Raw genomic sequence first — 25,278 nt, forward strand, 5'->3', positions numbered from 1 at the left:
AACTACTAAGGAAGCAATATGGATATCAAAGTACCTGAACTACAAGGAATGATGGGTAAGGCTACGATTTCGGCAATTTACGTTAATGAGGGGGATGCCGTAGTACGAGACCAAACTTTATTTGATGTTGATTTTGATAAAGTGGTGTTGGAAGTGGTTGCTACCACTGCCGGGGTTGTTCATAGCTTTAGTGCCAAGCAAGGAGATTTAGCTATATCAGATCAAGTGGTGATGCAACTGAGAGAAAAAGTCGCTGGTGAGCAAACAACATCAGAACAATGACTCTTACAGTTGAACTCGTCGAGCAGGATTAACTGCTCGGCGTGTTTATTGATGTTTGAAAAACTAATTATGTTTATTAACTAAAGTGCATTATAAGGCGGGTTTAATTGGCGCTTTTGAAACGCTAGAATCGCAGTATTTTTGATTATACCGTCTTCAATATTAATCGCGCGACGGATGGTTTCATCTTTTTGCCATTGTGCCTTGCCTGCTAATACTGTAGGTAAGTATACAATCATGGCGGCTGAGATTGAACGTGTTGCGCTTTCCCATAAATAACTAGGTGTATGATCAACCGCGTAATAATCAACGGTTTTATAGCGAAACATCGGATTTGCAAATGTGGTAGGTTTAGCAAAAAAGAACCCCATACCTTCGTCACAGCTTATATCTATAATTAAACTATTTGCTTTTAGGCAGTCCGCTTCAGATTCAATAACAAAATTAACTGGGTTTGCAGTTTCTTGAAAAGTGCCATTGACGATAATATCGGCTTCGCTAATGAGCTCCGTTAGTGGCCGTTGCGTACCATCGTGTTCAACCACCATCATCCGTGCTTCATCGTGTTGGCCTTGGCGAACTTTAACGTAATGGCAGTCGAGGATCTCTTCGCGTACTTCGTGATCGGGGCGCTGGATGCAAATCGTAATATCTCTAAAACCATGGGCTTTGAGTGCATAAATTGCACCGCGACTAACAGCACCAAAACTAAAGATGATGGTTTTACGCTGATCACCATAATGTCCATCAATACCTTTGAGCTGCAGTGCGTGTAACACCGCACAGTAGCCGGCCATTTCGTTATTTTTATAAAAAGTATGACGGCCAACATTGCCTTGTGGCGACCATACAAACATATCTTCAAACGCAATGAGAGTGAGCTTTCTATCAACTGCAGCTTGGGTTATTTCGCGTTGTTGTACGCAATGTACGTAGCCCCAAAGGGTGCCACCTTCACGTAGTTCTTGTAAATCAGCAAGCACCGGTTTGGCGATGATCACGCTGCCTATTTTGGTTAAAATATCACTGCGACTCGCAACACCACCGGTTAATGCGGCTATTTGCGCATCGCTCACATTAAAAGCTTTGCCGTAGCCTTGTTCAAAGATCAGTTGTTTTCTAAGTTGTTCTGGAATGCGCTTAAGGTGGTCTGGGTGGATGGGGTAACGTCGCTCATCTGTCTTACGTGACGTACCAATTACGCCAATAGTTAATTCACTCATGCTATCGCCTTGTTTAAAGTATGCTGAGTTCATAAACGAATGATGCTACTTCGCCAACAAACTGTGGGCTGTTTTACAGGCAAGCGCAACACTTGACTGTAAACAATGGTGCTCAGTAAAGGGTTTTGTTATTTACTAAATTAGTGTTTTTAATATAAAGCAGTTTTAAATCAGGTGGTTAACTTGCATAGAATGACAAGTTGAAAGTAAATATGGCATAGCCGCGATTGGCTTCTGCGTATTAGCGTTTGAGTATAACAGTAAAACAGTGGCGTATGCGCTTAACACAGCAATAAGAAAATTAAACAACTACAAAGACACAGGGGTATTGTGTAATAAAAGGACTCGATACAGCGAGTCCCACTTTTTTTAGCAGCTTACTTTTCAGCAGAATATGGGTCTTCAGCCATTAGGTAGGCTCTCAAATCTGCTTTTTGCGGTTGGGCATTAAGCCATGTTCTGAGCTCTTTTACTTTTGCATAAGTGTCTGCGCCGAATTTATCAGCATAAATGTCACTAAAGTTTTGCTTGGTACTTTGCTCTCTAATTTGGTTTTGCCATTGCTGGGTTACTACCGCATTCAATGTACCAGCTAAGCCTTCTTCTTTGAGTAATTCCCACTCACCTGCATCTAACCAGATCCCACCTACTGGTGCGCTGTAATCAATACGGTGGTCAGTTGCTGATGAAATACGGAATTTACGCATAATGACCCCCGATACCGGGCAAATTAATGCTTTTTTCGTGTCTGTAGCGTCGGCTTCGAATGAGATATTGTCAGCAAATGCAAAGTTTGGGTTACGCTCTTTCCAAGCTGCAAAGTCTTCGATTAGTATCCAGTGGCCATTACAGTGCGTGCATGTGTGCGAACGAAATTGACCTTCAATAAAACTCGGTTTAAGTAACCCTTTACCACAACTTGTACAATTCATAGTATCCCTTAATTATTGCTATTTATTATTAATAATAACAATGATGTTACCGTATTTTTAGAATCAATAACAAAGCTTTGTTCTGTTTAACTGCAAATTTTAGCTAGCGCGTTGACTCTTCGTTTTTACTGCGTTTACAGCGCTGCGAGCAGTAAATAACGTTATCCCAGTCGCGCTGCCATTTTTTACGCCAAGCAAAATCACGTTTGCAAGTGGGGCAGGTTTTTTGCGGTAAAGTTAGTTTTTTATGAGCCATTGTGATGGTTTGTCTTGGTACTTTTTGAGCTAGGGGCGATGCTTACATGCTTTTTTAAAATCGCAGGAATAGCGCGCTTAACCTCAATACGTTCACGATATTGCCAAAGCCGTTCTCTCGCTTCTTTAGACGCTTTGGTTAAATCAAGCATCGGCTCTGGGTAGTCTTCACCTAGTTTAAAGTCGTTAAATAGTGCTTCCATGGGCGTTTGCTCCCAAGGTTGATGTAGATATTCAATGGGGAGCTTTTCAAGCTCTGGGCACCATTTTTTTATAAACACTCCGGTTGGGTCTTGATCCTCCGATTGCTTAATTGGGTTGTAATGTCTAATAGTATTAATGCCCGTAACCGAAGCTTGCATTTGAATTTGCGGGTAATGAATCCCCGGTTCAAAGTCTAAAAAATAGTTAGCCAGCGGCAGGCTTGCTTGTTGCCAGCTGATGTTTAAATGATGGGTAACAAAACTCACTAACATAGCGCGCATTCTAAAATTAATATAACCGGTGGCTTTTAAACAGCGCATACAGGCATCAATAATAGGAATGCCGGTTTGCCCCTGCGCCCAGCGTTGAATATCGCTTGTAACCTGTGCGTCATCACGATATGGAAATGCATGGTAACCCGGATTTAATGCTTTAAATTCCATGCTGCATTCGCTTTCAAACTTTTGCATAAAATGGCAATGCCAATGCAGCCGAGATACAAATGCAGCAAGGGGGCGTTTCCAACCTTTTTTATCAGCATGAGTGCTATGGTATGCGTCAATCGCCATTTGATACACTTGCCTAAGGCTGATATTTCCCCATGCTAAATAGGGCGATAGCCTAGAGCAATGAGTACGGCTTAAACTTGGGCTGGATATGCTTTTTTGATAACCCTTGCCACGCTCAGCAAAAAAAGCTTTGCATTACTTCACGGGCAAGTCGTGGGCCACCTTGTTGAAAAAGTTCATTATCTTGCGTATAGGCACTCGGCAGTTTAGGTGTTTTATAGTCAGTAAGGGTAAGTGGCTTTATTTGCTTCCAATTAGGTATAGCAATAGGTGCTTGCATGGTTCGTTGCCAGCGTTCGTTCCAATTATTGCGATTTTTTTTACCGCGTATCACAGCACCTGTTGGTGACTCCAGCCAGTTGATATGGTTATGTTGGCACCATGCTTTAATGGTTTTATCACGTTCAAAAGTGTTGTTTAGCCCTATTTCTTGATGGCTAAAGATGTTTGTGATTGCAAACTGCGAGTGAAGCGATTCAAGCAGGGTTTGCATGTCTTCATTAAATATATACACGCGGCTATTAAAGCGAGCTAGTTGGGTATTTAAATCAACAATTGATTGATAGACAAAGCGCCAATGCCGCTCGTTGTAATGCCCATCTTCAAGCAGTAAAGGTTCAAAGTTATAAATTAATAGTGTGGGCAGGCCATTACTAAACGCATTTTTTAAAGGCAGATGATCGCTTAGGCGTAGGTCACGTTTAAACCAGACTATGTTTATTTTTTCTTTCATACTGGTGATATCAAAACCGTATCGTTTATAAATAATTAGGCATAAATGGTTTTATACGTATTAAATGTAAAAGTAGTTTAAAAGCGATTTTGTTAGACGACTAAAACTAAAAATATGAGTTTTAGTCGTTAGTATAGAGGTTACAAATAGGCTGGTTGATTGTAAGTGCTCAGGCAGACAGGTCTTGCTGCGTTGGTAAAGCGTCGAATGCACCAAACTTTGCGACAGTTGAGGCGCCACACTTAGTTGCAAAGTTGATTGCTGTTAATACGTTTTCAAAATTATTGGCCCAATCGGTAAATTCGTTTTTATCACTTACTAGCGAAGCTACTTGGTATAAAAAACCGCCTACAAAAGCATCACCGGCAGCTGTGGTATCTACGACATTCGCTGGTGGACAAGGATATGTACCACTAAATGAGCATGAGGAAAATGTAATTGGCTCGCCACCATCAGTCATTAAAACCAATGACACGCCATTGTCTACCCAGCTTTTTATTGTGGTTTCAATATGCTCAATGCCATACAGGGCTATTAGCTCATCTTTACTTGCTTTAATAACATCAACCGTTTTAGCTATATCATTAATAATGGATGGGGCTGTAAGTGGTTCATCCCAAAAGGCAGGTCGAAAATTAATATCAAAGCATGTAACCGAGTCTGCTTCTTTAAAGTGTTTTAGTGCATTTAACGTAGTATTTAATACGTTAGCCTTAGCTAAAGAGCCTGAGCAAAAGCTCACTATTTTAGGGGCTGCAAATAAAGAGGGGGTTAAATCGGAAATCTGCAAATCATAATGCGCGGCGTCTTTATCGTAAAAATCAAATGTACGTTCACCGCTTTCATCTAATGAGACAAAGGCTAGTGCAGTTTTACCCTTTTTAGAAAAGCTAACATGTGATGTTTTAACATTATGTGTATCGAGTGCCTTTATTAAAAAACGACCAAACGGATCATTGCCTACCTTACCAAGCAATGAGCTCAAACCGCCTAACTTTGCTACGGCGACAGCTACATTTGCGGGCGCACCTCCTGCAAATTGAGTGAATCCTAGCTCGCTGCTTAATACTGTTTTATCTATACAATCATTTGAGAGTAAATCAATTAAGACTTCACCAATTGCAACTACTTCCATTACGTTATTCCTATAAAAATTGTCAGGGTATCGTCTCGTTTTAAACGATACCTTTGGTTAAATCTAAGCCTTGACCACCAAGACAGTTATTGATTTTGGTGTCAAAAAATACGTCGCTTTATGTATCTTTTGTACCTTTTAGAATCAACCCATCTCACCAGTGTTATCAAATTTGTAAATTGAATGTAGAGAACTTAAAATAATAAATCAACTATTATTATTTATTATTTTTTGTACAATTTTTGTGATTGTTCAGGGATATTTTTTTACCTTACATTTAAAAAATAAAAAAGCAGCCATAGTTATTACGGGCTGCTTGTTAAATTTAAAACTTATTAGTTGTGTGAAATACTCGTATTATCTTGAGAAAAGTTGATAAGTAACGGGAGGTTAGCGCAACCTATTGATTGAGCTTTAGCACCAATAGAGCCGCTTTGTACGGCACAGCGATAAATGCCACGATGATCGGCTTGGCTTAATTTTAACTTTGTTGCTAATACTATTTTTTCTCTTACATTGATAGGGATTGCACCATCAATCACAATGGCTTCAAAATCAAAAATAGCCAGTGAGCACAGTGCTGCATAGGCAAGGCCATCTGCAACTTGATCTATCCATTTATCTAAAACAGGGCCTAAATCTCCCCAATATTCTTTTGAACTCCACACTATGTCGGTATTGTAACCATCATCTTTAAGCATTTTTTCAAGTATATACAGCGAAGACTGCATGATCAGCTGTTGCGATGTTAGTTGGCCTTCACTATTGAGTACAGGCCTTGGTAATGAGCCAATAGCTCCCGCATTACCTTTTTTACCAGTAAATAAGGTTTCATTTATAACGACTCCACCACCAATAAAAGTGCCAATAAAAATGTATAAAAAATCAGTAAAGCGAGCTGGGTTGCCAAAACTCAGCTCTGCTGAGCATGCTGCGGTATCATCATTACATACATAGACAGGAAGAGAGATGATCTGATTGATTCTTTGTTTAAAATCGAAAGACTTCCACTCATTCATTACTTTCTTTGGTGCGCCAGCTTCTTCAGTCCAATTCCAAATTTCAAAAGGAGTTGCAACACCAATACCTAGAATACGCTCGGCTAACTCGTCACTTAAGCTCATTTTAAGTACGCTGATACCTTTTTCTAGAAAAGTGAGCAGACTATTTACAGTAGGGTAGGCACAGTATTCATTTAAGGTTGCGCGTATATTTCCGACCAAGTCAATCAAGGTTAAATCATAACTTCGGCGACCAACTTTTAAGCCGATGCCAAAAGCACCATCAGGATTTAAGGCGAACGGAATCGTGGGTTGGCCAACACGGCCACGCTGTGGCTCTTTTCTTATTAATAACGACTCGGCTTCTAAGCTATTGATAATAACTGTAACGGCTTGTGCAGAAAGACCCGTTTTTTGTGCTATCTCGGCTTTTGGCGCACTCCCTTGTTGACGAATTAAAGACATAATTCGACGTTCATTGTGAGCACGCAAGCCAGATTGGCTTCGGCCTTCTTGTGAGACGAGTCGAGGGTTTTTAGCTTTGATAATGATTCCTGTCTAATCTGTTATTGTCTTGAATAACTTAACTAATTGTACACTGAGCGTGTGTAATTGGCGACTGTGTTGGCTTTATTACTAGGCTCATTTTTATTATTAAATTTTCGATAGAGTACAATTGAATTAGCTGATAAATAATAAGTAACTATAGTTGATTTATTGACGAGGTGGTATTTACCTGTTTAAATGCTTTACTCAAAGTTAACAACTGAGACACGGCAATGACCACACACACACAAAAAACACCTCTTGTCTCCAAGGAGATGGTGGTTCCCTTTATTTTGCTCGTTCTATGCTTTGCAGCATGGGGGGCGGCGGCAAATATGACTGATCCGCTAGTAAAAGTGTTTAGTAAAATTTTTACAATGTCGTCAGTGCAATCTGCACTGGTACAGTTTAGTTACTATGGTGCTTATTTTTGCTTAGCTATTCCGGCTGCGTATATCAATAAACGCTTTTCCTATAAAACGGGTGTGTTAACCGGTTTGGGTATGGCTGCAATGGGAGCATTTATGTTTTACCCAGCCAGCCAAGCAATGACTTATGGCTTTTTTTTAGCGGCTTTGTTTGTGTTAGCCGGTGGTCTATCTATTTTAGAAACGTCAGCAAACCCCTATGTGATGGGGATGGGCAGTCAACAAAGTGCCACTCGCAGATTAAACTTAGCGCAATCGTTTAACCCTGTTGGTACTAATATTGGTGTGTTTTTAGCTGCAACCCTTATTTTACCAAGCCTTAATATCGCAACGTCAGACGAGCGCGCTAAGATGAGTAGCGAGCAATTAACTAGCGTTATAAGCGCTGAGCTTGATGCGGTTATGGTGCCATATGTTGGTATGGCCTGCGTGCTGGTGCTTATTTGGTTAGCAATTGCGTTTACTAAAACAGCTAACTTTTGTAAGCAAAAAAAAGTGTCTAAGCATGTCGATTTTCGTGCAACCTTTAAACGTTTATTTAAAAACACCCATTACCGCTTTGGCGTTATTGCTCAGTTTTTTAATGTTGCGGCACAAACTTGTGTATGGACCTTTACCATTCAATACGTTATGGAAGCACTTGATACAAATGAAGTGACTGGCGGAGTGTTTTTACAATACAGTATGCTCACCTTTTTAGCTTCTCGGTTCGTAATGACTTGGCTTATGGGATTTATTCGCCCAGCTAAACTTTTAATGGCAACGTCTATTGTTGCAACGTTGTTGTGTTTATATATGGTGCAAATGCCAAATATAAGCGGTGTATGGGCGTTAGTGAGTATATCGGCTTGTTTGTCGTTAATGTTTCCTACTATATACGCGATTTCACTACACGGCTTAGGCGATGATGCAAAGTTAGGTGCTGCCGGTTTGGTAATGGCTATTTTAGGTGGAGCGATAGTTCCTGTGTTGCAGGCGGTGTTTATCGATACCTATAGTGTCGCTTTTTCTTATATTGTGCCAGCAGGCTGCTTTATTATTGTGGCTGGCTATGCGGCGTTTGATTTAAAAACAAAAATTAGAACATTTAATAATGTTGCACCTTGCTAAAATGGTACAAAACCGAGCCTTAATGGCTCGGTTTTGTGTGCCACCACTTTTGTTCTCACCACCGCTATTCTTTAAGCATTATTAACTGCTTAACGGCCAATCTGCGGCATCTAACGAGTCTATGGCGTGTACCTCATCACCTTGCCAGTAATTAATAAATTCATTATTAGCATCGTAGGTTTGGGTTTGCTTTATTAAATTGAAATGCCTACCCGAGCGAGGATCCGCGCCAACACCTGCAAGGTATTGCCAATTTCCCCAATTAGATGCCACGTCGTAATCAATCAGTTGTTGCTCAAAATAAGCAGCGCCAAAGCGCCAATCTAGCTTGAGCTCGTTTACCAAGCAGCTGGCGACTAATTGCCGGCCACGGTTTGACATATAGCCGGTTTGATTCAGCTGTTTCATACATGCATTGACAATGGGATACGGTGTTGTGCCTGTACACCATTGTTTAAATCGCTGTGGGTAAAAACTGGTTAGTGGCTTACGCTTGGTAATTCCAGCAAAAGAAAATAACTTATTGCCATAACACTGGCTGTACAGTTGAAAGTATTCGCGCCATAGTAATTCAAAATAAATCCAGTATGTTGAGTCGTTTGCGCCGTGTATGCGCTCATAATTACGCAAAGCATTAACTATTTGCCGGGCACTAATGCAGCCATTAGCAAGCCAAGGAGAGAATTTGCTTGAGTTTGCAATGCCCGCTAAGGCGTTGCGAGTTTCTTTGTAGGTAGACGGACTCGCACTTGAAAAGTAATTAACGAGGTGCTTAGTAGCACTTTGTTCACCACCTGCGAATAACGCTCGTTCTTTACTGACATTAGGCAATGTAGTTGGCCAAGGCATTGCAGCAAGCAAAGGTCTGGCTATGTGCGTTGGAGGCTCTAAAAGCGAATTTATAACGGGCGCTGTTTGCTCTATTAGCTTTCTGAATTGACTAAATGTTGTTGGCAATTCATTAACAGCAAAAGGAAGTTGCTGGTTGTCATATAAGGTAAATGTATTGGCTTGTTTAATAACAAGATCACCATGATTTTTCGCTACATTGAGTAGCGTTTGCTGCTCATTGTAACCAATTTGTTCACTGCAATATAGAGTACGCACGTTGTGATGGTGATAATAATGTTCAATCATCTCATGAGCAGCTTGATGGTAGATCACTAAATGTTGCCCATAGTCTTTCAGAGTATTGTTTAACTGTTGTAAAGATTGCGCTAAAAACTGCCAGCGATGTTGTCCCATTGATTGGCAATCATGGCGGTTGTTTTTAAACCACTGAGGGTCAACACAATATACCAAGCTAAGTGCGGTATCTTGCTTTGCAGCCAATGTGATTAGTGCGTTATCACTTAGTCGTAAATCGTTGGTAAACCAGTACAAAGAGTGTGTCATAGTTTTAAAGCGTTTTTTATTTACTTTGTTTTTAATACGTAACAAAGTGACAAGGCGTTTAGTTTAATGAGTTTAAATTTAATGAGGTGATGATGTATTTTGATTTAACCGATCCTGACGAGCAAAAAGGGGCGTACAGTAAATTGGTTGGTGGGATCACGCCAAGGCCTATCGCGTGGGTAAGTACGTTAAGCGCTGACGGCGTGGCGAATATTGCTCCGTATTCATTTTTTACCGTGGCCAGTGTTAATCCACCGGTGTTGAGTGTGACTCAGGTAAATCCAGCTGAGAATCAAAACAAGGATACCTTAAACAATTTACTGGCCACAAAAGAGTGCGTTATCAATGTGGTCAGTCATAATCTGGTGGAGCAAATGAATCAAAGCTGCGGTAATTTTTCTTCGCAAACTAGTGAATTTACGGCTGTGGGGATCGCATCATGTGCAAGTCAATCAGTAACTCCATTGGGGGCGGCAGCAGCTAAGGTTCGTTATGAATGTAGCTTACGTGACGTGGTCACTATTTCTGAACAAGCAGGTGGCGGGCAAATGATGTTATTAAATGTAGTTGGTATTTATATTGATGAAAGTGTACTTGTTAACGGCTATATTGACCCAAGAGCTTTAAATACCGTTGGTAAAATGGGCGGAGATTACTTTACGACAACGCATGATTTATTTAGCTTGGCTAGGCCAGAGATTAACTGAAATTTTACGTTATTTTATGTTTATACCTTTTACGTATAGTAAAAAACGTGCAGTAAAAAGCCAAGTAATAATTACTTGGCTTATATACGGTTAATTTTTTAGCTTAGTTGAGTGCCATAGTGAGAGATATCTCAGCATTCATTAATTTTGAGATAGGACAGCCTTGTTTGGTTTGCTCGCACAGTTTTTTAAATTCTGATTCAGCAATACCGGCAATTTTTGCCTCTACACTTAAGGCTATATGACTAACCTCAAAGCCATCCTCCACTTCATCTAAACTAACCACTGCACTGGTGGTGATATCATCAGCAACGTAATTTGCTTCAGTTAACGCAAGTGATAGCGCCATACTAAAGCAAGCACTGTGCGCCGCAGCTATTAGTTCTTCTGGGTTAGTGCCCGCTTTATCTTCAAAGCGCGTATTAAAACCATAGGGCTGATTATTTAAAGCGCCGCTTTCGGTGCTAATTTGACCTTTACCAGATTTAATATCGCCAGACCAATGTGATTGTGCAGATTTCTTAATCGTCATACTCATCTCCTTTGTAATAATTTCGCTAACTGTGAAAAGATTTCACCTTTGCATAGCGAAATGGGCGGTTTATAGAGAGTGTTGCAACATAAGCACCAAGTTTACAAAAGTATTGAATGTTGAGTTACACGGATCCACTGACGATAAGAATGTGTAATAAATGAAATCAGCATGGCTAACTAAAAAGCGGTCCTTACTGACCGCTTGTTTATCAAAAAATTAAAGTGCCGATACGTAATCTGAAATTTCTTTACTAGCGGCGTTTTTGCTGTCATCACCACCTGGCATATTTAGGCCTTCAGCATAAATAAAGTCCACATCTTTGATGCCTAAAAATGCAAAAAAGTCTTTTAGATACTTAGTTTGCGTGTCCATATCAGTACCTAAGTACATACCGCCACGAGCAGCAAGAATAACTACTTTAGTATTTTCAACTAACCCAACTGGGCCTGTTTCAGTGTATTTAAACGTAATGCCAGCGCGAGCAACACGATCGATCCACGCTTTTAATGTAGATGGAATACCAAAGTTATACATAGGGATGCCCATCACGATGAGTTTATTATTTTGCAGCTCAGTGACCAACTCATCAGAAATAGCAGCCAGTTTGTTTTGCTCATCGCTACGCTCTGAAGGCTCTGTCATCCATGCGCCCATTTCAGCTTGAGTTAGGTGTGGTAATGGGTTTTCGGCAACATCACGACGAGTCACTGCAATGTCAGTTTTTTGTGTAAGCTCAGCAATGAACTGTTCACTAAGCTGATGTGAATTACCGTTTTCACCGTTGAGTGATGAGTTGATTAATAATACGTTCTTCATAGCCGTTCCTTTAATTGTAAATTACTAATAAGAGCATATCCTTTTATATTACAAATTAACAATGCAATTTAATGGCTTAACCATTCGATTTAAGAGAATGTTTTAGTTTGCTGCTGAGTGGTTTTTGGTTATCAAATTGCGCTGTTGTTTTGCTACGACTGAAATGATGGCGATTACACTCTGCGATATTTGTTTGTCGTCGCCTTTTACTATTCTCTAAGTTAGCATCGAGATGGCCCATTAAGCTTGCTACGTATATAAAGGTTAAAAAAATGTAATTGTAACTTTATTAATTATTTAAATAAGATTAAGCTCAAGGCGCTAATACAATAAGCAATAACAACAATAAAAAGGAAGTTTAGTGATTGATATAATTAAACATACACCGCTGTGGGTGTTCGCGTTATTTGCCGGCCTGATTGTGCTTGGTGTCAAACAAACCCGAGCAAGAGAGGTCACGTTACGCAGTGTTTGTGTGTTACCTGTCGCAATGGCTGGCCTGTCAGTTTTTGGGGTGTACTCCGCATTTTCTGGTGTAATTGCATTAGCAGTTTGGTTTGTGTGTTTAGTACTTGGTTGGGGAGTCGCTCGTCAATTCGGTTTGCCAAAGGGAGTGCGCTACATAAGTGAGCAGCATGTGTTTCATATACCTGGTAGCAAAGTACCATTTATACTAATAATGGCCATTTTCTTTACTAAATATTGTGTTGGAGTGATGTTGGCAATACAACTAGCAGTTACGCAAAGTACAGAATTTATGGTTATTGTCAGCGCGATTTACGGTATTTCAAGTGGCATATTCTTAGCTCGCGGCTTACAGATCCTGCAGGCGCGAGATAACCAAATAGATTTACAGCCAGCATAAGTAACAGCGCGGTTAGTCATACTAATCGCGCTGTTAGGTTTTCGTTAAAAGTCGCTTTTACTGTGGCGCTCGGCGAGTTGCTCATCTTCTGGGCCCCAAGTCCGGTTAACTCTGCGACCACGCTTTACTGCAGGGCGGCGTTCAATCTGTTTTGCCCAGCGCATCACGTGGGTATATGATTCAACATCTAAAAACTCGGCGGCGTCGTATAAATATCCCAATACCAGCGAGCCATACCATGGCCAAATAGCAATATCTGCGATTGAATAGTCACTACCAGCCATGTAATCATGATCACTTAAATGGCGGTTTAATACATCTAGCTGGCGTTTAACTTCCATCGTAAATCGGTCAATAGGATATTGCATTTTGTGTGGTGCATAGGCATAGAAATGACCAAAACCACCGCCTAAATAAGGTGCTGATCCCATTTGCCAAAATAACCAGTTACGGCATTCGGTTTTACTGGTGTGGTCGCTTGGCACTAGCGCATCAAACTTCTCTGCTAAGTATTGTAAAATAGCACCTGACTCAAACACTCGCGTTATAGGGGTCGTACTGTGATCCATCAGCGCTGGAATTTTTGAATTAGGGTTAACACCCACAAAGCCTGAGCCAAATTGATCGCCATCGCCGATTTTAATTAAAAACGCATCATATTCGGCTTCAGTGATACCAAGCTCTAACAGTTCTTCAAGCATGATGGTGACTTTTTGGCCATTAGGGGTTGCCAGTGAGTAAAGCTGAAGAGGGTGCTCACCAACGGGTAAATCTTGCTGGTGCGTAGCGCCTGCAATTGGTCGATTTATTTTTGCCCAGTCACCGCCACTTTCCGCGTCCCACTGCCATACTTTAGGCGGGGTATAGTTTTCGCTGTTACTCATCAAAACTCCTTAAACGTTGGTTACTTTAATTAAGGTTACGAACAACCCATCCTAGTTGATCATTTAGAGCAAGGGAAGCAAAGATAACTTTCATGAGTAATATGAAGATCATTTAGATGATGCAATGTTTATGTTGTCTCCGTTACTCAGCTTTAAATTACGACATTTAATCTTTGAGCCACTGAATACTTTCTATGAATTTGAACGACAATTGCGTTACCACATATCAATGAGTAATGTTATTAAATATGAGCTAAGCAGAGCTGCAGAGCTCATTCGTACAACTACGACCATCCCTTGATTGAGCATGACCACCAAAGCACTGATCACGCCGTTGTATTAGTGACAATGACGCTGAGATCATAAGGTATAATATAAACTGCCACGCCACGTAATAAGCATATCGTGTGTTTATTGGTTTACATCGCGGCTATTTTTTAAGTGTTTTTTGTATAATTAGAAGATAAACCTGCAACTACTTAACTCTATTTAATGGAGTAAACAAAAGTGTATTAATGCCACTTTATTTTATCCGGTTTAAGAATTGAAGACTCTACTTTTATTTGCTCGAGGTTGATCAATTGCTGCGTTTTTTCAGTGATGGCTACAAATAAATTATCATCGTAACAATCAATGTCGCTTAGTCCTACCCAAGCATTTCTTGTTGATTCTTTCGCTGCATACAAACAGTGATCGGCAATATCTACAACTCGTTCCCAATTTAAACTTTCGGGATTATTTATTGAAAAAGGAAAACTAGCATAGCCAATTGAGCATGTTTTTTTGATAATAGTTCCGTCATCTATGACAAAATTATGCATTTCAAACGATGCTCTTAATCTTTCCGCAAGTAGCGGTGCATTTTTTCGGTCGGTAAAGCGGGCAACTACTAAAAACTCTTCACCTCCCCACCTCACAAGATAGTCGGTATTTCTAAAAACGTGTTTTAAAATAGGTTTAATTTGCATTAATACGCTATCACCTGCGGCATGACCATAAAGATCATTTATTTGTTTAAAGTGATCTAGGTCGATTATAAAAAAGATTAAGTCTGATTCACTATGATTTTCAATATCATTATTTTGATCATGAGTGCGATATTTTCGTAGCACTAAGTCAATGTCTGTTTGCAAATTATTAGCGACGAATCGTCTGTTATTTAATCCTGTGAGTTCGTCGGTTACAGTAATTTTAGCTAATTCGTCATTCGCTTTTTGTAAACCTAGTGTCCGTTCAGCCACTTTAATTTCTAATTGCTCATTTAGCTTCTTTATAAATATGACTTTTTTGCGTTGTGCGCGCACAAATAACCAAATAATGAACAGGAGTAACGTGCAATAAAATGAGTATGCCCACCATGATAGCCATGGCGGTGGTAATACAGTGACTTTAAGGGCTACTCCTTTTTCGTTCCAAATGCCATATGGATTGCTGGCTTTAACGCGTAAAATATAATTGCCGGTTGGTAAATTGGTATATGTTGCGCGGCGGTTTTTATAAGTAGTTGTGATCCACTTTTCATTAAAACCTTCCATTTTATAGGCATATTGATTCTTTTTGGGATTGGAAAAATGCAGTGTACTAAATTCAAATGTTACAAGGTTTTGTTGATGAGTTAAGGTGATTGCAGAAGTGGAGTGAATTGGTTTTTCTAAAGAATAGCTACTATTAGGCGTGTTTTTAATTATGTCTGATTTTTTATCTAATGGCACTACATTGCTGATAGGTACGGATTGGTTAGATAGTAACATATCAGTAATAACAACCTTTGGTTGTTGGGTATCACTGATTATTTTATCGGGGAAAAAACGATTAAAACCATTGATCCCGCCAAAAAATAATTCACCGCGTTTATTTTTAAATGATGCATCAGCATTAAACTCGTTACTTTGTAATCCATCATCCATATTGTAATTTTTAAATGTTTTTGTATTAAAATCAAAGTTAGATAAACCAAGATTTGTGCTCAGCCAAAGACTGCCTTTATTGTCTTCTTCAATCCTATAAATAACGTTATTAGGTAGGCCATCTTTTTTCAGAAAACGAGTGAATTTACCGGTAGTTTTGTTGAATAAGTTAAGGCCACTGGCGGTACCTATCCAAATATTTCCCTTTCGATCTTCGGTAATCGCGTAGACAGTGTCATTACTTAAGCTGCTAGGATCTGTTGGCTGATGTTTGTAATTAATAAATTTTTCGGTGTTTGGATTAAAAACATTAAGGCCCTTCCAAGTCCCTAGCAAAAGATCACCTTGTTGATCTTCAGTGATCACCCGAATACTGTCATTACTTATACTATTAGGGTTATCTGCTTGATAGCGATAATGAGTAAATTGCTCCGTAATTGGATTAAAGCGATTAAGACCTTTCCACGTGGCAAACCAAAGATCGCCATGCTGGTCTTCAGTAATGGCACTAACCGCATTATCACTTAGGCTGTTAGCATTGCTAGGATCATGACGATAGTGAGTAAATTCCCCTGTCATTGGATTAAAACGATTAAGGGCATTACCATCAGTGCCTATCCAAAGATTATTTTGGCGATCTTCAGTGATGGCATAGACTTTATCGTCGCTCAAACTGTTGGGATCATCTTCATTATAACGGTAATGAGAGAACTGCTCGGTGACGGAATCAAAGCGATTCAAACCGCCTCCCCAAGTTCCTACCCACAGTATGCCTCGACTGTCTTCGGTAATAGCGCGTATTATATTATTACTTAAACTGTTGGGTTTATTAGCTTGATGATGGTAGTGAGCAAATTGTTTAGTAAGTGAGTTTAAGCGATTAAGTCCGCCGCCATCGGTTCCTATCCAAAGATTACCCTGTTGGTCATAAGTGATGGCTCGAATATTGTCATTACTTAAACTATTTAGGTTTGTTGTCTGATTGCGATAGTGGGTAAATTTTTGGGTTTTTAAGTTGAGATAATTGAGTCCACCACCTAAAGTTCCTAACCAAAGGTTACCTTCTTGATCTGCGGTAATGGCTGCTATTTCATTATGGCTCAGACTCTTGGGCACAGTTGCATTATGGATATAGCGAGTAAATTTATCGTAAGTGATATTAAAATAATTAAGGCCGCCACCCTTTGTTCCTACCCATAGGTTACCTTGTTTATCTTCAAGAATGGCACTGACAGCATTATTACTTATACTATTAGGGTTTGTTGCTTGGTGTTTGTAATGAGTAAATTGTTCAGTGATAGGATTAAAACGATTTAAGCCGCCACTCCACGTGCCTACCCATAGGTTTCCTTGTTGATCTTCAGTAATAACACTAACAGCATCATCACTTAAGCTTGCAGAGTTTGCTTGCTGATGACGATAATGAGTAAATTGTTCGGTGACAGGATTAAAACGGTTAAGGCCTCCACCGTCTGTCCCCACCCAAATATTTCCCTGTTTATCTTGCGTAACAGCATGCACGGTATCATTACTTAAACTGTTTAGATTTGTTGCTTGATGGCGATAATGCGTAAATTGTTCAGTTGTAGAGCTAAAGCGATTTAGGCCACCACCTCTGGTGCCGATCCAAAGATCGCTCTGTTGATCTTCAAAAAGAACAGTTACATAATTATTTGAGAGTGAGTGGAGATTATCTAAACTATTTTTGAAAACTTTAAACTCATAACCATCATAACGGGCCAAACCTTCTTCAGTACCAACCCATAAAAACCCTTTACGATCTTGTAACACCGCTTTCGCGCTGCTTTGAGGTAAGCCATCTTTGATAGATAGACGTTCAAAATGAACTGATGGCGCGTTAGCAAAAGCAAATGACATTGCAAATATGAGTGCTAACAAAACTATGCTCAGGTGTTTAATTATCTTTGTCAAAAATAGGACTCCGATCTACTATGTTTTATGGCTAAATAATTCTTAAAAAGAGTAATAATCAGCTAATAGCTACTCTTGATTGTAGTTATTTACCTGTTGAGCCATCGTTTACGCTAGGAAAATAGCAGCTTCGATTCATAATCATACTTTGAGAGTTATACACGAAGAAATAGTTTCTTGTTAAGGTATTGCTTTAATTATAGGTTCTATAACCGAGTGTAGTTAGTTATTAAGTAAATTTAAGTAGCTTAATCATTAAAAAGGCTCAACATTATTGGCAAAGTATAATAATTTAGCAGTATCAATATCTGATTAATAGCTAGCAAAATGCTGAAATCACTAATACAAGATTGCGGTTTCAGACTCTGGATAAAACAAACCTGCAGCTAAAGTTGGTTCCATATCGATTGATCGCCCCTAATTTACTCGAAGTTTGTTACCTGCTCAGCAATAATTATGGTTATTTTGCTGTACCGCCCACGATTATAGTTATTGCCAAGATGGTACGTATGAGCAAAGGCATATTGTTGATAATGGACTTCGTGAATGTGTAGCTGAAGTAAGCGAGGCGTAAATAGCACAACTCATGCTCGCGGTGTGCGTGTTGGCGGTAGTCCATATTCTCCAACAACATTTAGATGGGGTTATGGTTGGCCTTATCCTTTTGGATATAAAGCGCTAACCGAAATTGAGAAAGCGCAAATTGAATTAATCCGAGATAATGACGGTTAATATTTTATCTTTAACCTTGCTAACTTTAAAGCTTGTAACTTGCGCTTTTCTTATCTTGTTTTGCTAAATAATAGCCAATAAGAATACCAGCGAGTGCGCCAAACAGGTGGCTTTCAAATGACACATGGGGACGCTGTGGCAAAACGCCCCAAATTAAACCACTATATAAAAATACCACCGCGACACTAATAGCAATGGCCTTAAATGACCGATGCATAATGCCGTAGCAAATTAAAAAGCCCCACAAGCCATAAAGTACACCGCTCAGGCCAACGTGAATATTAGCGCGACCAAATAGCCAAACCAGTAATCCTCCAACCACAGCCGTAAAGATAAATACAGCCCAAAACCGTTTGACGCTATATTGGCAGACTAGCCAGCCAAGCACTGCAAATGGGATTAAGTTACTAAGTAAATGTGCCCAGCCGCCATGTAAAAAAGGCGCGAAAAAAATACCCGTTAAGCCACTTAGACTGCGAGGGTAAATACCTAATCCATTTAAGTTAACGCCTGGTAAGCTATTAATAATTTGCAGTAAAACACACAATAAAATAATACCAATAAGCGTAAAGCGTTTACTGACTAGAGGGGGAATGCTCAAAGAGCTTTTTGGGTTTGCCATACATCACTTAATTTTTAAATATGTTTGACTGAGTATACCTATCCTGATGCTTAATTGAAAAGCCTTGCTGGGTTAAGCAAGGCTTTAGTTACAATATTAAAGAATTAGCCTAATTGGGTCAGCAGTTTTTGCGCTGCAAGCTCAGAGCTGGCAGGATTTTGACCGGTGATCAATAAGCCATCGACTAATGCGAGCACACCCCAATCATCCGTTTTTTGGTAATCACCGCCTTTTTTGATCAGCTCATCTTCTACCAACAATGGAACAATGTCAGTAAGTTGCACTGCGGCTTCTTCACTGTTGCTAAAGCCAGTTACTTTCTTACCTGCAACCAATGCACTGCCATCTGAATTTTTAGCATTTAAAAACACGGCACTTGCGTGGCAAACAGCTGCAACCGGTTTTTCTGTTTTGATAAAGTCTTCAATCAATGAAATTGAGTCTGTATTGTCAACTAAGTCCCATAATGGGCCATGACCGCCTGGGTAAAATACGGCGTCAAAGTCGCTGGCATTTACATCACCAAGCGCTTTTGTATTGGCCATCAATGTTTGTGCTGCACTGTCGTTATCAAAACGTTTTGTAGCATCTGTTGCGGCATCAGGTGCGGCGCTATTTGGATCAATCGGTGGTTGCCCGCCTTTTACTGATGCGAGTGTAACCTCAGCACCGGCATCAATAAATGCATAATAAGGAGCCGCAAATTCTTCGACCCAAAAGCCCGTTTTATGACCGGTATTGCCAAGCTCTGCATGAGAGGTAAGAACCATAAGTATTTTTTTAGCCATAACCATATTCCTTCTGATGATTTAAATTTTTAATTTATCTTACTAACTACTATATGCATTAAGGTTACTTTAAACAACGATGATAAATTCAACTTTATTGGTTTAATAATTGATACAATAAAGTAAGTCAGTATAGGAGATCTTATGAAGGTATCGTTTGAGCAACTCAAAAGTATGGTGGTATTTGCACAAATTGTAGAGCAGGGCAGTTTAACGGCGGCCGCCAAACAATTGGGGTTTACTCGTGCAGTGGCAAGTTATCACTTAAAAAAATTAGAAACCCAACTGGAAGTGACGCTGCTTAATCGTTCAACGCGAACTATGGCACTGACCGAAGCGGGGATTGCTTATTATGAGCGCTGCAGAATTATTACTGAGCAAGCTAATGCGGCTAAACAGCAAATAGAAAATATAAAAAGCGAACCACAAGGCTTACTTAAAATTAGCTGCCCGGTGAATGTCGGTATGCAGTTGGTTGTGCCTGCAATCAATGATTTTAAACGTCAGTATCCCAAAATCGATATTGATTTACAGTTAAGTGATGAAGTGATTGATATTATTAAAAATGGCTTTGATTTTGCGATTCGCGGTGTGGCGCTTAGTGACTCCAATTTACAAGCGACTAAACTCACTACGATGAGTACCTGTATTTGTGGCTCGCCAGATTATTTTGCCCATTACGGTAAACCTAAAACTCCAGCGCAATTAAGCGAACATCAATGGGTGGTGTATCAGCTCGGCAGTAAAACATTAACGCTACAAAAAGATGGTAAAAAGCATAACTTAACTATGCAAGGTGGTTTAAGGACTAATAACGCTGCTGCGCGAACTGCTTTTGTTGAAGCAGGCCATGGTATCGGGCGTATTCCACTTTACGATGCATGGCCAAAAGTTCAAGCTGGGCTATTGGAAATTATACTCGATGACTATAAAAGTAAAGATATAGAACTTTACGGCGTATTTCCACCCGGCGGCGCCGATTCTAAGAAGTTGCGCTTATTTATCGATTATTTAAAGGATTATTTTATAAAAAGGCATACCGCATTGGGTATGCTTAAAAATGTCTAATTTATGGCTTACAAAGTACGGTTAAATAATGCAACGGCTTGCTGGTACATGGTGATTGCTAGTGCGCCGTCGTATCGCTCACCCTCATCACGCATAAAGGCATGTTGGGCGTTAACTTCTTGCCATTGGTAATTAATACCCGTACTAACAGCTTGTTGATAAATTTTGTCGCGACCTTGTTGTGGCACATGGGGGTCTTGCTTTCCCCAAATAAAGTGAATCTCACCTTGTATATCAGCCATGCGTTCAAACGAGTTATTACCGGCTTGTGCGGGGAGTGTATCGCTATGAATGTCGGTGGCATATAAGCAAAATGCGGCTTTTATGTGTGGGTTTAATGCGGCTCTATAAGCTAAGTGACCGCCAATACAGACACCCATAGTACCTACAGAGCCGGTGCAATAGTCTTGTGTTTGTACAAAGTCGATTAACGCTTGGGTATCGCTGTCGTGGGATTCAAGCGGTTTTGCCCATTTATCGTTATTGCCTTTATCTTTACCCGCATCATCATAGGCAAGCACTGTCCCGATAGGGTTTAGCTCATGAAACACTTCTGGCACAAGTACTACAAAACCATGGCTTGCTAAAAGTGCAGCGCTGCGAGCAATAGGTGCGGTTTGCTGAAATATTTCAGAATAAAAAATAATCGCGGGAAATTGCCCTGATATTTCGGGGCGGTAAACCGTGGTGCGCATTAAACCTGTTGGGGTAGGCAAGTCAGCATGGTGGTGTTGGATGATCATAAAAGCACTCAGTTAAATAATATAAAATATATGGTAACTGAGCGCGATAAAATAAACACGCCTTAAAGTTTAAATACTTGCAGGCATTTTATTACAGCTAGCATAGTAACTTACGGTTGCTGGCCAATCGGAAAATATCCCCATGACCCCCACTTCTTGTGCTAAAACATCAACCACAGTTAACATGTCGCCATCGTTATCTATAACATCACTAATAGATTGATAATAATAACCGCCGCCTTCATTTAGAGGGCCAGAGCGTTCAAGGCTCCATGCAATAATATTAAGCCCTGCGGCCTTAGCATCTATAGCGTACTGTGAGGGTACAATATTACTGTCGTTATCTATGGTTAGCAGCATCCAAATAGGGGGCGCTATAATTTTAACGCCATCAGTAGCTAGCTCTGCCATGCTTGGCTGCCATGTTGCTGCGTTATTAGGATCAAACCCTGCATTGCTGTCGCGACCATCCAAATACACACTTTGCGCTGCAAATTCAGGATTAGTGTTAATCCAATATTCTACGTCGGCTAGGTTAAATGATTGCGGATAAACATGGTTTGCGGGTACGTCCATTTGCGTGTATTCATCCAGCATTTTTTGTGCATATTGCGCTTGGGTCATACCATTAAAAGGCATGCTCACTTGAGGCGATTTCAGCTCCGGGGTCATTTTTACACCCAGCTCTTTAAATAGCGCAATACTTTGTTTATGGGTCATGAGTGTACCTGAGGTGGCGTATAAATCAGTGCGCCAACTCGGTGTTCCATTCATATAATCGTTAACATTGGTGGCATTGGTGTTCGCGCCATCCATTTTACCCTCAAGGGTTAAAAATTCCGCCAGGCTAATATCGCTGGTGCAACATTTAGCCGCAGCGGGTGTGCCACTGTTAGGATCCGCTGGCGTAAATGGCACACTGCATTTAGCGGCAAGTTCTGGGATCGCTAAAATATTAGTGGTGGTATGTAAATCGCATTGTGAATGGCGGCATACCAGCTCTTTATCATTTGTAAACGTCACATCGCACTCGACAATGCCAGCGCCCATACGAGCTGCTGCAATGTAAGATTCTTTAGTGTGCTCAGGGTATTGCATAGGTGCACCGCGGTGACCAATTGAAAAATCAGTACGATAAAAAGGGCCGTCTTTGCACGATTCTAATTTTGTTTTTAGTGTGCTGGTGGCCATATCGTCAATTAAGTAGTCGGGGCGAGCACCGAGTTGAATATTCGTACCTTGCGCTACTTCAACAATAACCGGGGTAGGAACTTTAACAATTTCAACCTCAGTGTTGGTAACAACCACTTCTTTTTCGACTATTTCTACATCGTCATCGCAGCCAGCTAGTGTAATTAATAATAAACAACTAGTCAGTAAAGGTGTGAGCTTCATTATTTGTCCTTAAAAATCAAAGTGGACGCTACCTTACTAATTCTTAGTGACAGTTTAACTACAGAGTAATTAATTTACTCTTTTAGCCATTATTTGGTTTACCACTAAGGCAAATAGCATAACCCCCGCGCCAATACTTAATCTGAGTATGTCCGCGTCTCTATTCCAAATAAGTACATTAACAACAATGCCTGCAGGAATAAGCAAGTTGTTCATCACCGCCAGTGCGCCCACATTGACAAGTGTGGCGCCTTTATTCCACATAAAATAGCCAACACCAGATGCCACAACTCCTAAATAAATCAATATGCCCCATTGTGTTGAGGTGCTTGGTAATTTGTTTGAGTTACCAAATAAGACATAACAGCTACTTGCAACAATCAGTGCGCCAATAAAAAACCAGCCAAATACAGTTTTATCATCAAGCTGCTTACCCAGCATTAAGCGTTTGTAGGTTACTTGTCCTAAAGCGAAACTAATATTAGCGCCTTGTACCAGTAATAATCCGACTAAGAAGTTACTGTCTAAGTTTTCATAGCGAATAGTAATTGCACCCAGCACGGCAATAAAAGCGACTATAAAAAACTGTGGGTTAAAATACTTGTTGCACGCATCGTTTAATAACGTGATGTAAAGCGGGGTCATTACGGTAAATAGCAGTACTTCAGGCACACTTAAGAACAAAAATGAGTGGTAATAAAAGCTATACATAATACCGAGTTGTACTGCGCCTATCAGCATGAGTTTGCAAGCAAGTTGGGGAGGTGTTCGTTTTAAAAACGGTAAAAATAGCAGTGTGGCTAGGGCTACGCGAATTAATACACTAAACCAAGCATCAACATGACCTGCTAAATATACGCCAATTAAACTAAATGAAAACGCCCATAATAGAGTGACGGCAAATAAGTAGCCCATAGTGCTTACTCCAAACTAAAAGCGCGAGTGTATACTACAAAGAGTATTAAAGGGAGTGGCTCAGTGAAGTAACCTGAGCCCGGTGATTAATTTACTGTTGTGAACTAACGAATTGCTTGGCATCTACTTTTAGCTGTTCAAGTGCTGCTTGATTGTAATAACTACTATGAGAAATAACCCCAGTGAGCTTTTGCGTGTTACGTACATCAATTAATGGGTTATCAGTTAAGAAAATGATATCGGCGGTTTTGCCTTCTGTAAGTTCTCCAAACTGCGCCGTTTTACCTAAAAACTGTGGTCCAGCAAGTGTTGCTGATTGCAATGTTTGTAATGGCGTTAAGCCATAATCACTAAAAATAGCCAGCTCTTGATGAAGAGATAAACCTGGGTAAATATACGAATTTAAAAATCCAGCGTCGGTCCCAGCAATAATTGATACGCCAGCCTGTTGTGCTAAAGGTAGTAATTGAGCTGTTTTAACAAAGCGTTCTTTACGTTGTTTGATTTGATCTTGGGTATCTTTATTGGCTCTGTCTACACGCCATTGGTAAGTGGCTTTAAGACCTTTACCTAAATAATTTAAAAACTCATCATCTTGATGGTTATCTTCATCAATATAAGCGGTGATTTGACCACCAATTAAAGTAGGTACTACGGCCGTGTTATTTTGAGCTAACACGGCGTATTTATTTAAAGCTGTTTGGTTATCAATATTTGCTGTAATAATTGGCAAAGCACTGCGGTAACTCAGTTCACCTGAAGCCACTTTTGCTGATATTTCAGGTTCATTAATTGCTGCGGCTTTTAACAAATAGGTCATATGCTCAATGGCATCTAACCCTGCATTTGATACATCTGTAACTGATAGCGAAAACGGAATATGACCAGATATTTGGTAGCCACGTTTTTTCACTTCTTTAACTGCTTTTAAATAAAGTTCAGGTGTTAATGCACTATCGGTGATTTTCACAAAATCCACATTCATAGCATCAAGCGTATCAATAGCAGCATTCATTTCCTCGACAGTTTCAACTTCTAAGTCGCCAGGCCAAATAGAGTCTTTACCTTCGAGTTTGGGCCCTGATGTATAAATGGTCGGGCCAACTAATTGGTTATTATTAATTTGCTCTCGCCAGCTTAAAACTGACTCACTTAAATCAGCAGCAGCATCACGTACTGTAGTAATGCCATACGCGAGGTAAAGTGGTAACAGGGCTTTGTTTTCGGCTATAAGCGCTTCACCGCCGCCAAAATGGACATGCATATCCCAAAGGCCTGGCATTAAAAATTGCTCATTAGCATCAATGTAATTATCAGTAATATAGTTATTTTTTAGTGAGTTGTTAGCGCGCTTTATGATCACACCATCGCGAATAGCAAGGGATTGTTCAACGCTGAGTTGTCCGGTTGTTACGTCGATGATCGTCGCATTAGCGATCACTTTATCGGCGTGCTCAGTTGGCTCTGTGGCACATGCAGTCAGTAGTAAGCAAGTTGAAAATAAAAGTATATTTTGCATTGTGTAACTCTAAATTTTTTATTTAGATTAGCATATA

The 25,278-nt window shown here is 40.1% G+C and carries 21 protein-coding genes and 1 pseudogene; 5 read left to right on the top strand and 17 right to left on the bottom strand.

Annotated elements, in window-relative coordinates:
- Positions 1-18 precede the first annotated feature (18 nt).
- Positions 19-282, top strand: a complete 264-nt coding sequence (locus H5200_RS10670) for a biotin/lipoyl-containing protein (RefSeq protein WP_149980857.1) — start codon at positions 19-21, stop codon at positions 280-282.
- Between the two features lie 80 nt (positions 283-362).
- On the opposite strand, the gene H5200_RS10675 is transcribed toward H5200_RS10670, so the two are convergent.
- From H5200_RS10675 to H5200_RS10700, 6 genes and pseudogenes are all read right to left on the bottom strand, one after another.
- Positions 363-1,505 (bottom strand): N(5)-(carboxyethyl)ornithine synthase, encoded by a 1,143-nt coding sequence (locus tag H5200_RS10675; protein ID WP_182761476.1) that lies wholly within the window; start codon positions 1,503-1,505, stop codon positions 363-365.
- 377 nt (positions 1,506-1,882) lie between these two features.
- On the bottom strand, positions 1,883-2,437 hold the full coding sequence (locus H5200_RS10680) for a zf-TFIIB domain-containing protein (protein WP_182761477.1): 555 nt from the start codon (positions 2,435-2,437) through the stop codon (positions 1,883-1,885).
- Between the two features lie 103 nt (positions 2,438-2,540).
- Positions 2,541-2,693, bottom strand: a complete 153-nt coding sequence (locus H5200_RS10685) for a DUF2256 domain-containing protein (RefSeq protein ID WP_182731067.1) — start codon at positions 2,691-2,693, stop codon at positions 2,541-2,543.
- A pseudogene (locus H5200_RS10690) lies at positions 2,683-4,198 on the bottom strand (deoxyribodipyrimidine photo-lyase/cryptochrome family protein). Before H5200_RS10690 ends, H5200_RS10685 begins: the two are co-directional and overlap by 11 nt.
- Positions 4,199-4,367: 169 nt before the next feature.
- Positions 4,368-5,333 (bottom strand): carbohydrate kinase, encoded by a 966-nt coding sequence (locus H5200_RS10695; protein WP_182761478.1) that lies wholly within the window; start codon positions 5,331-5,333, stop codon positions 4,368-4,370.
- Between the two features lie 335 nt (positions 5,334-5,668).
- A complete protein-coding gene (locus H5200_RS10700) occupies positions 5,669-6,826 on the bottom strand; it encodes an ROK family transcriptional regulator (protein ID WP_220497017.1) in 1,158 nt (385 codons plus the stop codon).
- Between the two features lie 287 nt (positions 6,827-7,113).
- Here H5200_RS10700 and fucP point away from each other — a divergent pair, with 287 nt between their 5' ends.
- A complete protein-coding gene (gene fucP, locus H5200_RS10705; protein ID WP_182761479.1) occupies positions 7,114-8,418 on the top strand; it encodes an L-fucose:H+ symporter permease in 1,305 nt (434 codons plus the stop codon).
- Positions 8,419-8,499: 81 nt separating this feature from the next.
- Here fucP and H5200_RS10710 read toward each other — a convergent pair whose 3' ends face one another.
- Entirely contained in the window at positions 8,500-9,813 is a 1,314-nt protein-coding gene (locus H5200_RS10710; protein WP_182761480.1) for a DASH family cryptochrome, read from the bottom strand.
- 92 nt (positions 9,814-9,905) lie between these two features.
- Here H5200_RS10710 and H5200_RS10715 point away from each other — a divergent pair, with 92 nt between their 5' ends.
- Positions 9,906-10,520 carry a flavin reductase family protein gene (locus H5200_RS10715; protein WP_182761489.1) on the top strand — a complete coding sequence of 205 codons (615 nt, stop codon included), beginning with the start codon at positions 9,906-9,908 and terminating at the stop codon, positions 10,518-10,520.
- A gap of 103 nt (positions 10,521-10,623) precedes the next feature.
- On the opposite strand, the gene H5200_RS10720 is transcribed toward H5200_RS10715, so the two are convergent.
- Entirely contained in the window at positions 10,624-11,052 is a 429-nt protein-coding gene (locus H5200_RS10720; protein ID WP_182717042.1) for an OsmC family protein, read from the bottom strand.
- Between the two features lie 219 nt (positions 11,053-11,271).
- The gene (locus tag H5200_RS10725; protein ID WP_182717043.1) at positions 11,272-11,871 is read right to left on the bottom strand and encodes an FMN-dependent NADH-azoreductase; all 600 of its coding nucleotides are present in this window, start codon (positions 11,869-11,871) and stop codon (positions 11,272-11,274) included.
- A gap of 361 nt (positions 11,872-12,232) precedes the next feature.
- Here H5200_RS10725 and H5200_RS10730 point away from each other — a divergent pair, with 361 nt between their 5' ends.
- Complete coding sequence (locus tag H5200_RS10730) at positions 12,233-12,736, top strand: DUF6622 family protein (RefSeq protein ID WP_182761481.1); 504 nt, start codon at positions 12,233-12,235, stop codon at positions 12,734-12,736.
- 44 nt (positions 12,737-12,780) lie between these two features.
- On the opposite strand, the gene yghU is transcribed toward H5200_RS10730, so the two are convergent.
- The 4 genes from yghU to H5200_RS10750 form a co-directional block, all read right to left on the bottom strand.
- On the bottom strand, positions 12,781-13,620 hold the full coding sequence (gene yghU / locus H5200_RS10735) for a glutathione-dependent disulfide-bond oxidoreductase (protein WP_149980847.1): 840 nt from the start codon (positions 13,618-13,620) through the stop codon (positions 12,781-12,783).
- Between the two features lie 512 nt (positions 13,621-14,132).
- Positions 14,133-17,426 carry a ligand-binding sensor domain-containing diguanylate cyclase gene (locus H5200_RS10740; RefSeq protein ID WP_259399201.1) on the bottom strand — a complete coding sequence of 1,098 codons (3,294 nt, stop codon included), beginning with the start codon at positions 17,424-17,426 and terminating at the stop codon, positions 14,133-14,135.
- Positions 17,427-18,216: 790 nt separating this feature from the next.
- Positions 18,217-18,813, bottom strand: a complete 597-nt coding sequence (locus H5200_RS10745; protein WP_145237407.1) for a rhomboid family intramembrane serine protease — start codon at positions 18,811-18,813, stop codon at positions 18,217-18,219.
- A 104-nt stretch (positions 18,814-18,917) separates the two neighbouring features.
- Positions 18,918-19,601 (bottom strand): type 1 glutamine amidotransferase domain-containing protein, encoded by a 684-nt coding sequence (locus H5200_RS10750; protein ID WP_149980845.1) that lies wholly within the window; start codon positions 19,599-19,601, stop codon positions 18,918-18,920.
- 144 nt (positions 19,602-19,745) lie between these two features.
- Here H5200_RS10750 and H5200_RS10755 point away from each other — a divergent pair, with 144 nt between their 5' ends.
- Positions 19,746-20,669 (top strand): LysR family transcriptional regulator, encoded by a 924-nt coding sequence (locus H5200_RS10755; protein WP_182758533.1) that lies wholly within the window; start codon positions 19,746-19,748, stop codon positions 20,667-20,669.
- 8 nt (positions 20,670-20,677) lie between these two features.
- On the opposite strand, the gene H5200_RS10760 is transcribed toward H5200_RS10755, so the two are convergent.
- From H5200_RS10760 to H5200_RS10775, 4 genes are all read right to left on the bottom strand, one after another.
- Positions 20,678-21,412 (bottom strand): dienelactone hydrolase family protein, encoded by a 735-nt coding sequence (locus tag H5200_RS10760; protein WP_182717049.1) that lies wholly within the window; start codon positions 21,410-21,412, stop codon positions 20,678-20,680.
- Positions 21,413-21,481: 69 nt separating this feature from the next.
- Positions 21,482-22,807 (bottom strand): glycerophosphodiester phosphodiesterase family protein, encoded by a 1,326-nt coding sequence (locus H5200_RS10765; protein WP_182761483.1) that lies wholly within the window; start codon positions 22,805-22,807, stop codon positions 21,482-21,484.
- 69 nt (positions 22,808-22,876) lie between these two features.
- The gene (locus H5200_RS10770; protein WP_182761484.1) at positions 22,877-23,722 is read right to left on the bottom strand and encodes a carboxylate/amino acid/amine transporter; all 846 of its coding nucleotides are present in this window, start codon (positions 23,720-23,722) and stop codon (positions 22,877-22,879) included.
- Between the two features lie 91 nt (positions 23,723-23,813).
- Positions 23,814-25,241 carry an amidohydrolase family protein gene (locus tag H5200_RS10775; RefSeq protein ID WP_182761485.1) on the bottom strand — a complete coding sequence of 476 codons (1,428 nt, stop codon included), beginning with the start codon at positions 25,239-25,241 and terminating at the stop codon, positions 23,814-23,816.
- Positions 25,242-25,278 lie beyond the last annotated feature (37 nt).

This window comes from Pseudoalteromonas sp. SG43-7 (assembly GCF_014164295.1).
Lineage (GTDB): Bacteria > Pseudomonadota > Gammaproteobacteria > Enterobacterales > Alteromonadaceae > Pseudoalteromonas > Pseudoalteromonas rhizosphaerae.

Excerpts from the sequence above, each read along its gene's own strand:
- yghU (WP_149980847.1), bottom strand. The coding sequence starts at position 13,620 with ATGAGTAACAGCGAAAACTATACCCCGCCTAAAGTATGGCAGTGGGAC.
- H5200_RS10745 (WP_145237407.1), bottom strand. The coding sequence starts at position 18,813 with ATGGCAAACCCAAAAAGCTCTTTGAGCATTCCCCCTCTAGTCAGTAAA.
- fucP (WP_182761479.1), top strand. The coding sequence starts at position 7,114 with ATGACCACACACACACAAAAAACACCTCTTGTCTCCAAGGAGATGGTG.
- H5200_RS10750 (WP_149980845.1), bottom strand. The coding sequence starts at position 19,601 with ATGGCTAAAAAAATACTTATGGTTCTTACCTCTCATGCAGAGCTTGGC.
- H5200_RS10685 (WP_182731067.1), bottom strand. The coding sequence starts at position 2,693 with ATGGCTCATAAAAAACTAACTTTACCGCAAAAAACCTGCCCCACTTGC.
- H5200_RS10670 (WP_149980857.1), top strand. The coding sequence starts at position 19 with ATGGATATCAAAGTACCTGAACTACAAGGAATGATGGGTAAGGCTACG.
- H5200_RS10675 (WP_182761476.1), bottom strand. The coding sequence starts at position 1,505 with ATGAGTGAATTAACTATTGGCGTAATTGGTACGTCACGTAAGACAGAT.
- H5200_RS10710 (WP_182761480.1), bottom strand. The coding sequence starts at position 9,813 with ATGACACACTCTTTGTACTGGTTTACCAACGATTTACGACTAAGTGAT.
- H5200_RS10765 (WP_182761483.1), bottom strand. The coding sequence starts at position 22,807 with ATGAAGCTCACACCTTTACTGACTAGTTGTTTATTATTAATTACACTA.
- H5200_RS10720 (WP_182717042.1), bottom strand. The coding sequence starts at position 11,052 with ATGACGATTAAGAAATCTGCACAATCACATTGGTCTGGCGATATTAAA.
- H5200_RS10715 (WP_182761489.1), top strand. The coding sequence starts at position 9,906 with ATGTATTTTGATTTAACCGATCCTGACGAGCAAAAAGGGGCGTACAGT.
- H5200_RS10775 (WP_182761485.1), bottom strand. The coding sequence starts at position 25,241 with ATGCAAAATATACTTTTATTTTCAACTTGCTTACTACTGACTGCATGT.
- H5200_RS10695 (WP_182761478.1), bottom strand. The coding sequence starts at position 5,333 with ATGGAAGTAGTTGCAATTGGTGAAGTCTTAATTGATTTACTCTCAAAT.
- H5200_RS10755 (WP_182758533.1), top strand. The coding sequence starts at position 19,746 with ATGAAGGTATCGTTTGAGCAACTCAAAAGTATGGTGGTATTTGCACAA.
- H5200_RS10770 (WP_182761484.1), bottom strand. The coding sequence starts at position 23,722 with ATGGGCTACTTATTTGCCGTCACTCTATTATGGGCGTTTTCATTTAGT.
- H5200_RS10725 (WP_182717043.1), bottom strand. The coding sequence starts at position 11,871 with ATGAAGAACGTATTATTAATCAACTCATCACTCAACGGTGAAAACGGT.
- H5200_RS10760 (WP_182717049.1), bottom strand. The coding sequence starts at position 21,412 with ATGATCATCCAACACCACCATGCTGACTTGCCTACCCCAACAGGTTTA.
- H5200_RS10680 (WP_182761477.1), bottom strand. The coding sequence starts at position 2,437 with ATGAATTGTACAAGTTGTGGTAAAGGGTTACTTAAACCGAGTTTTATT.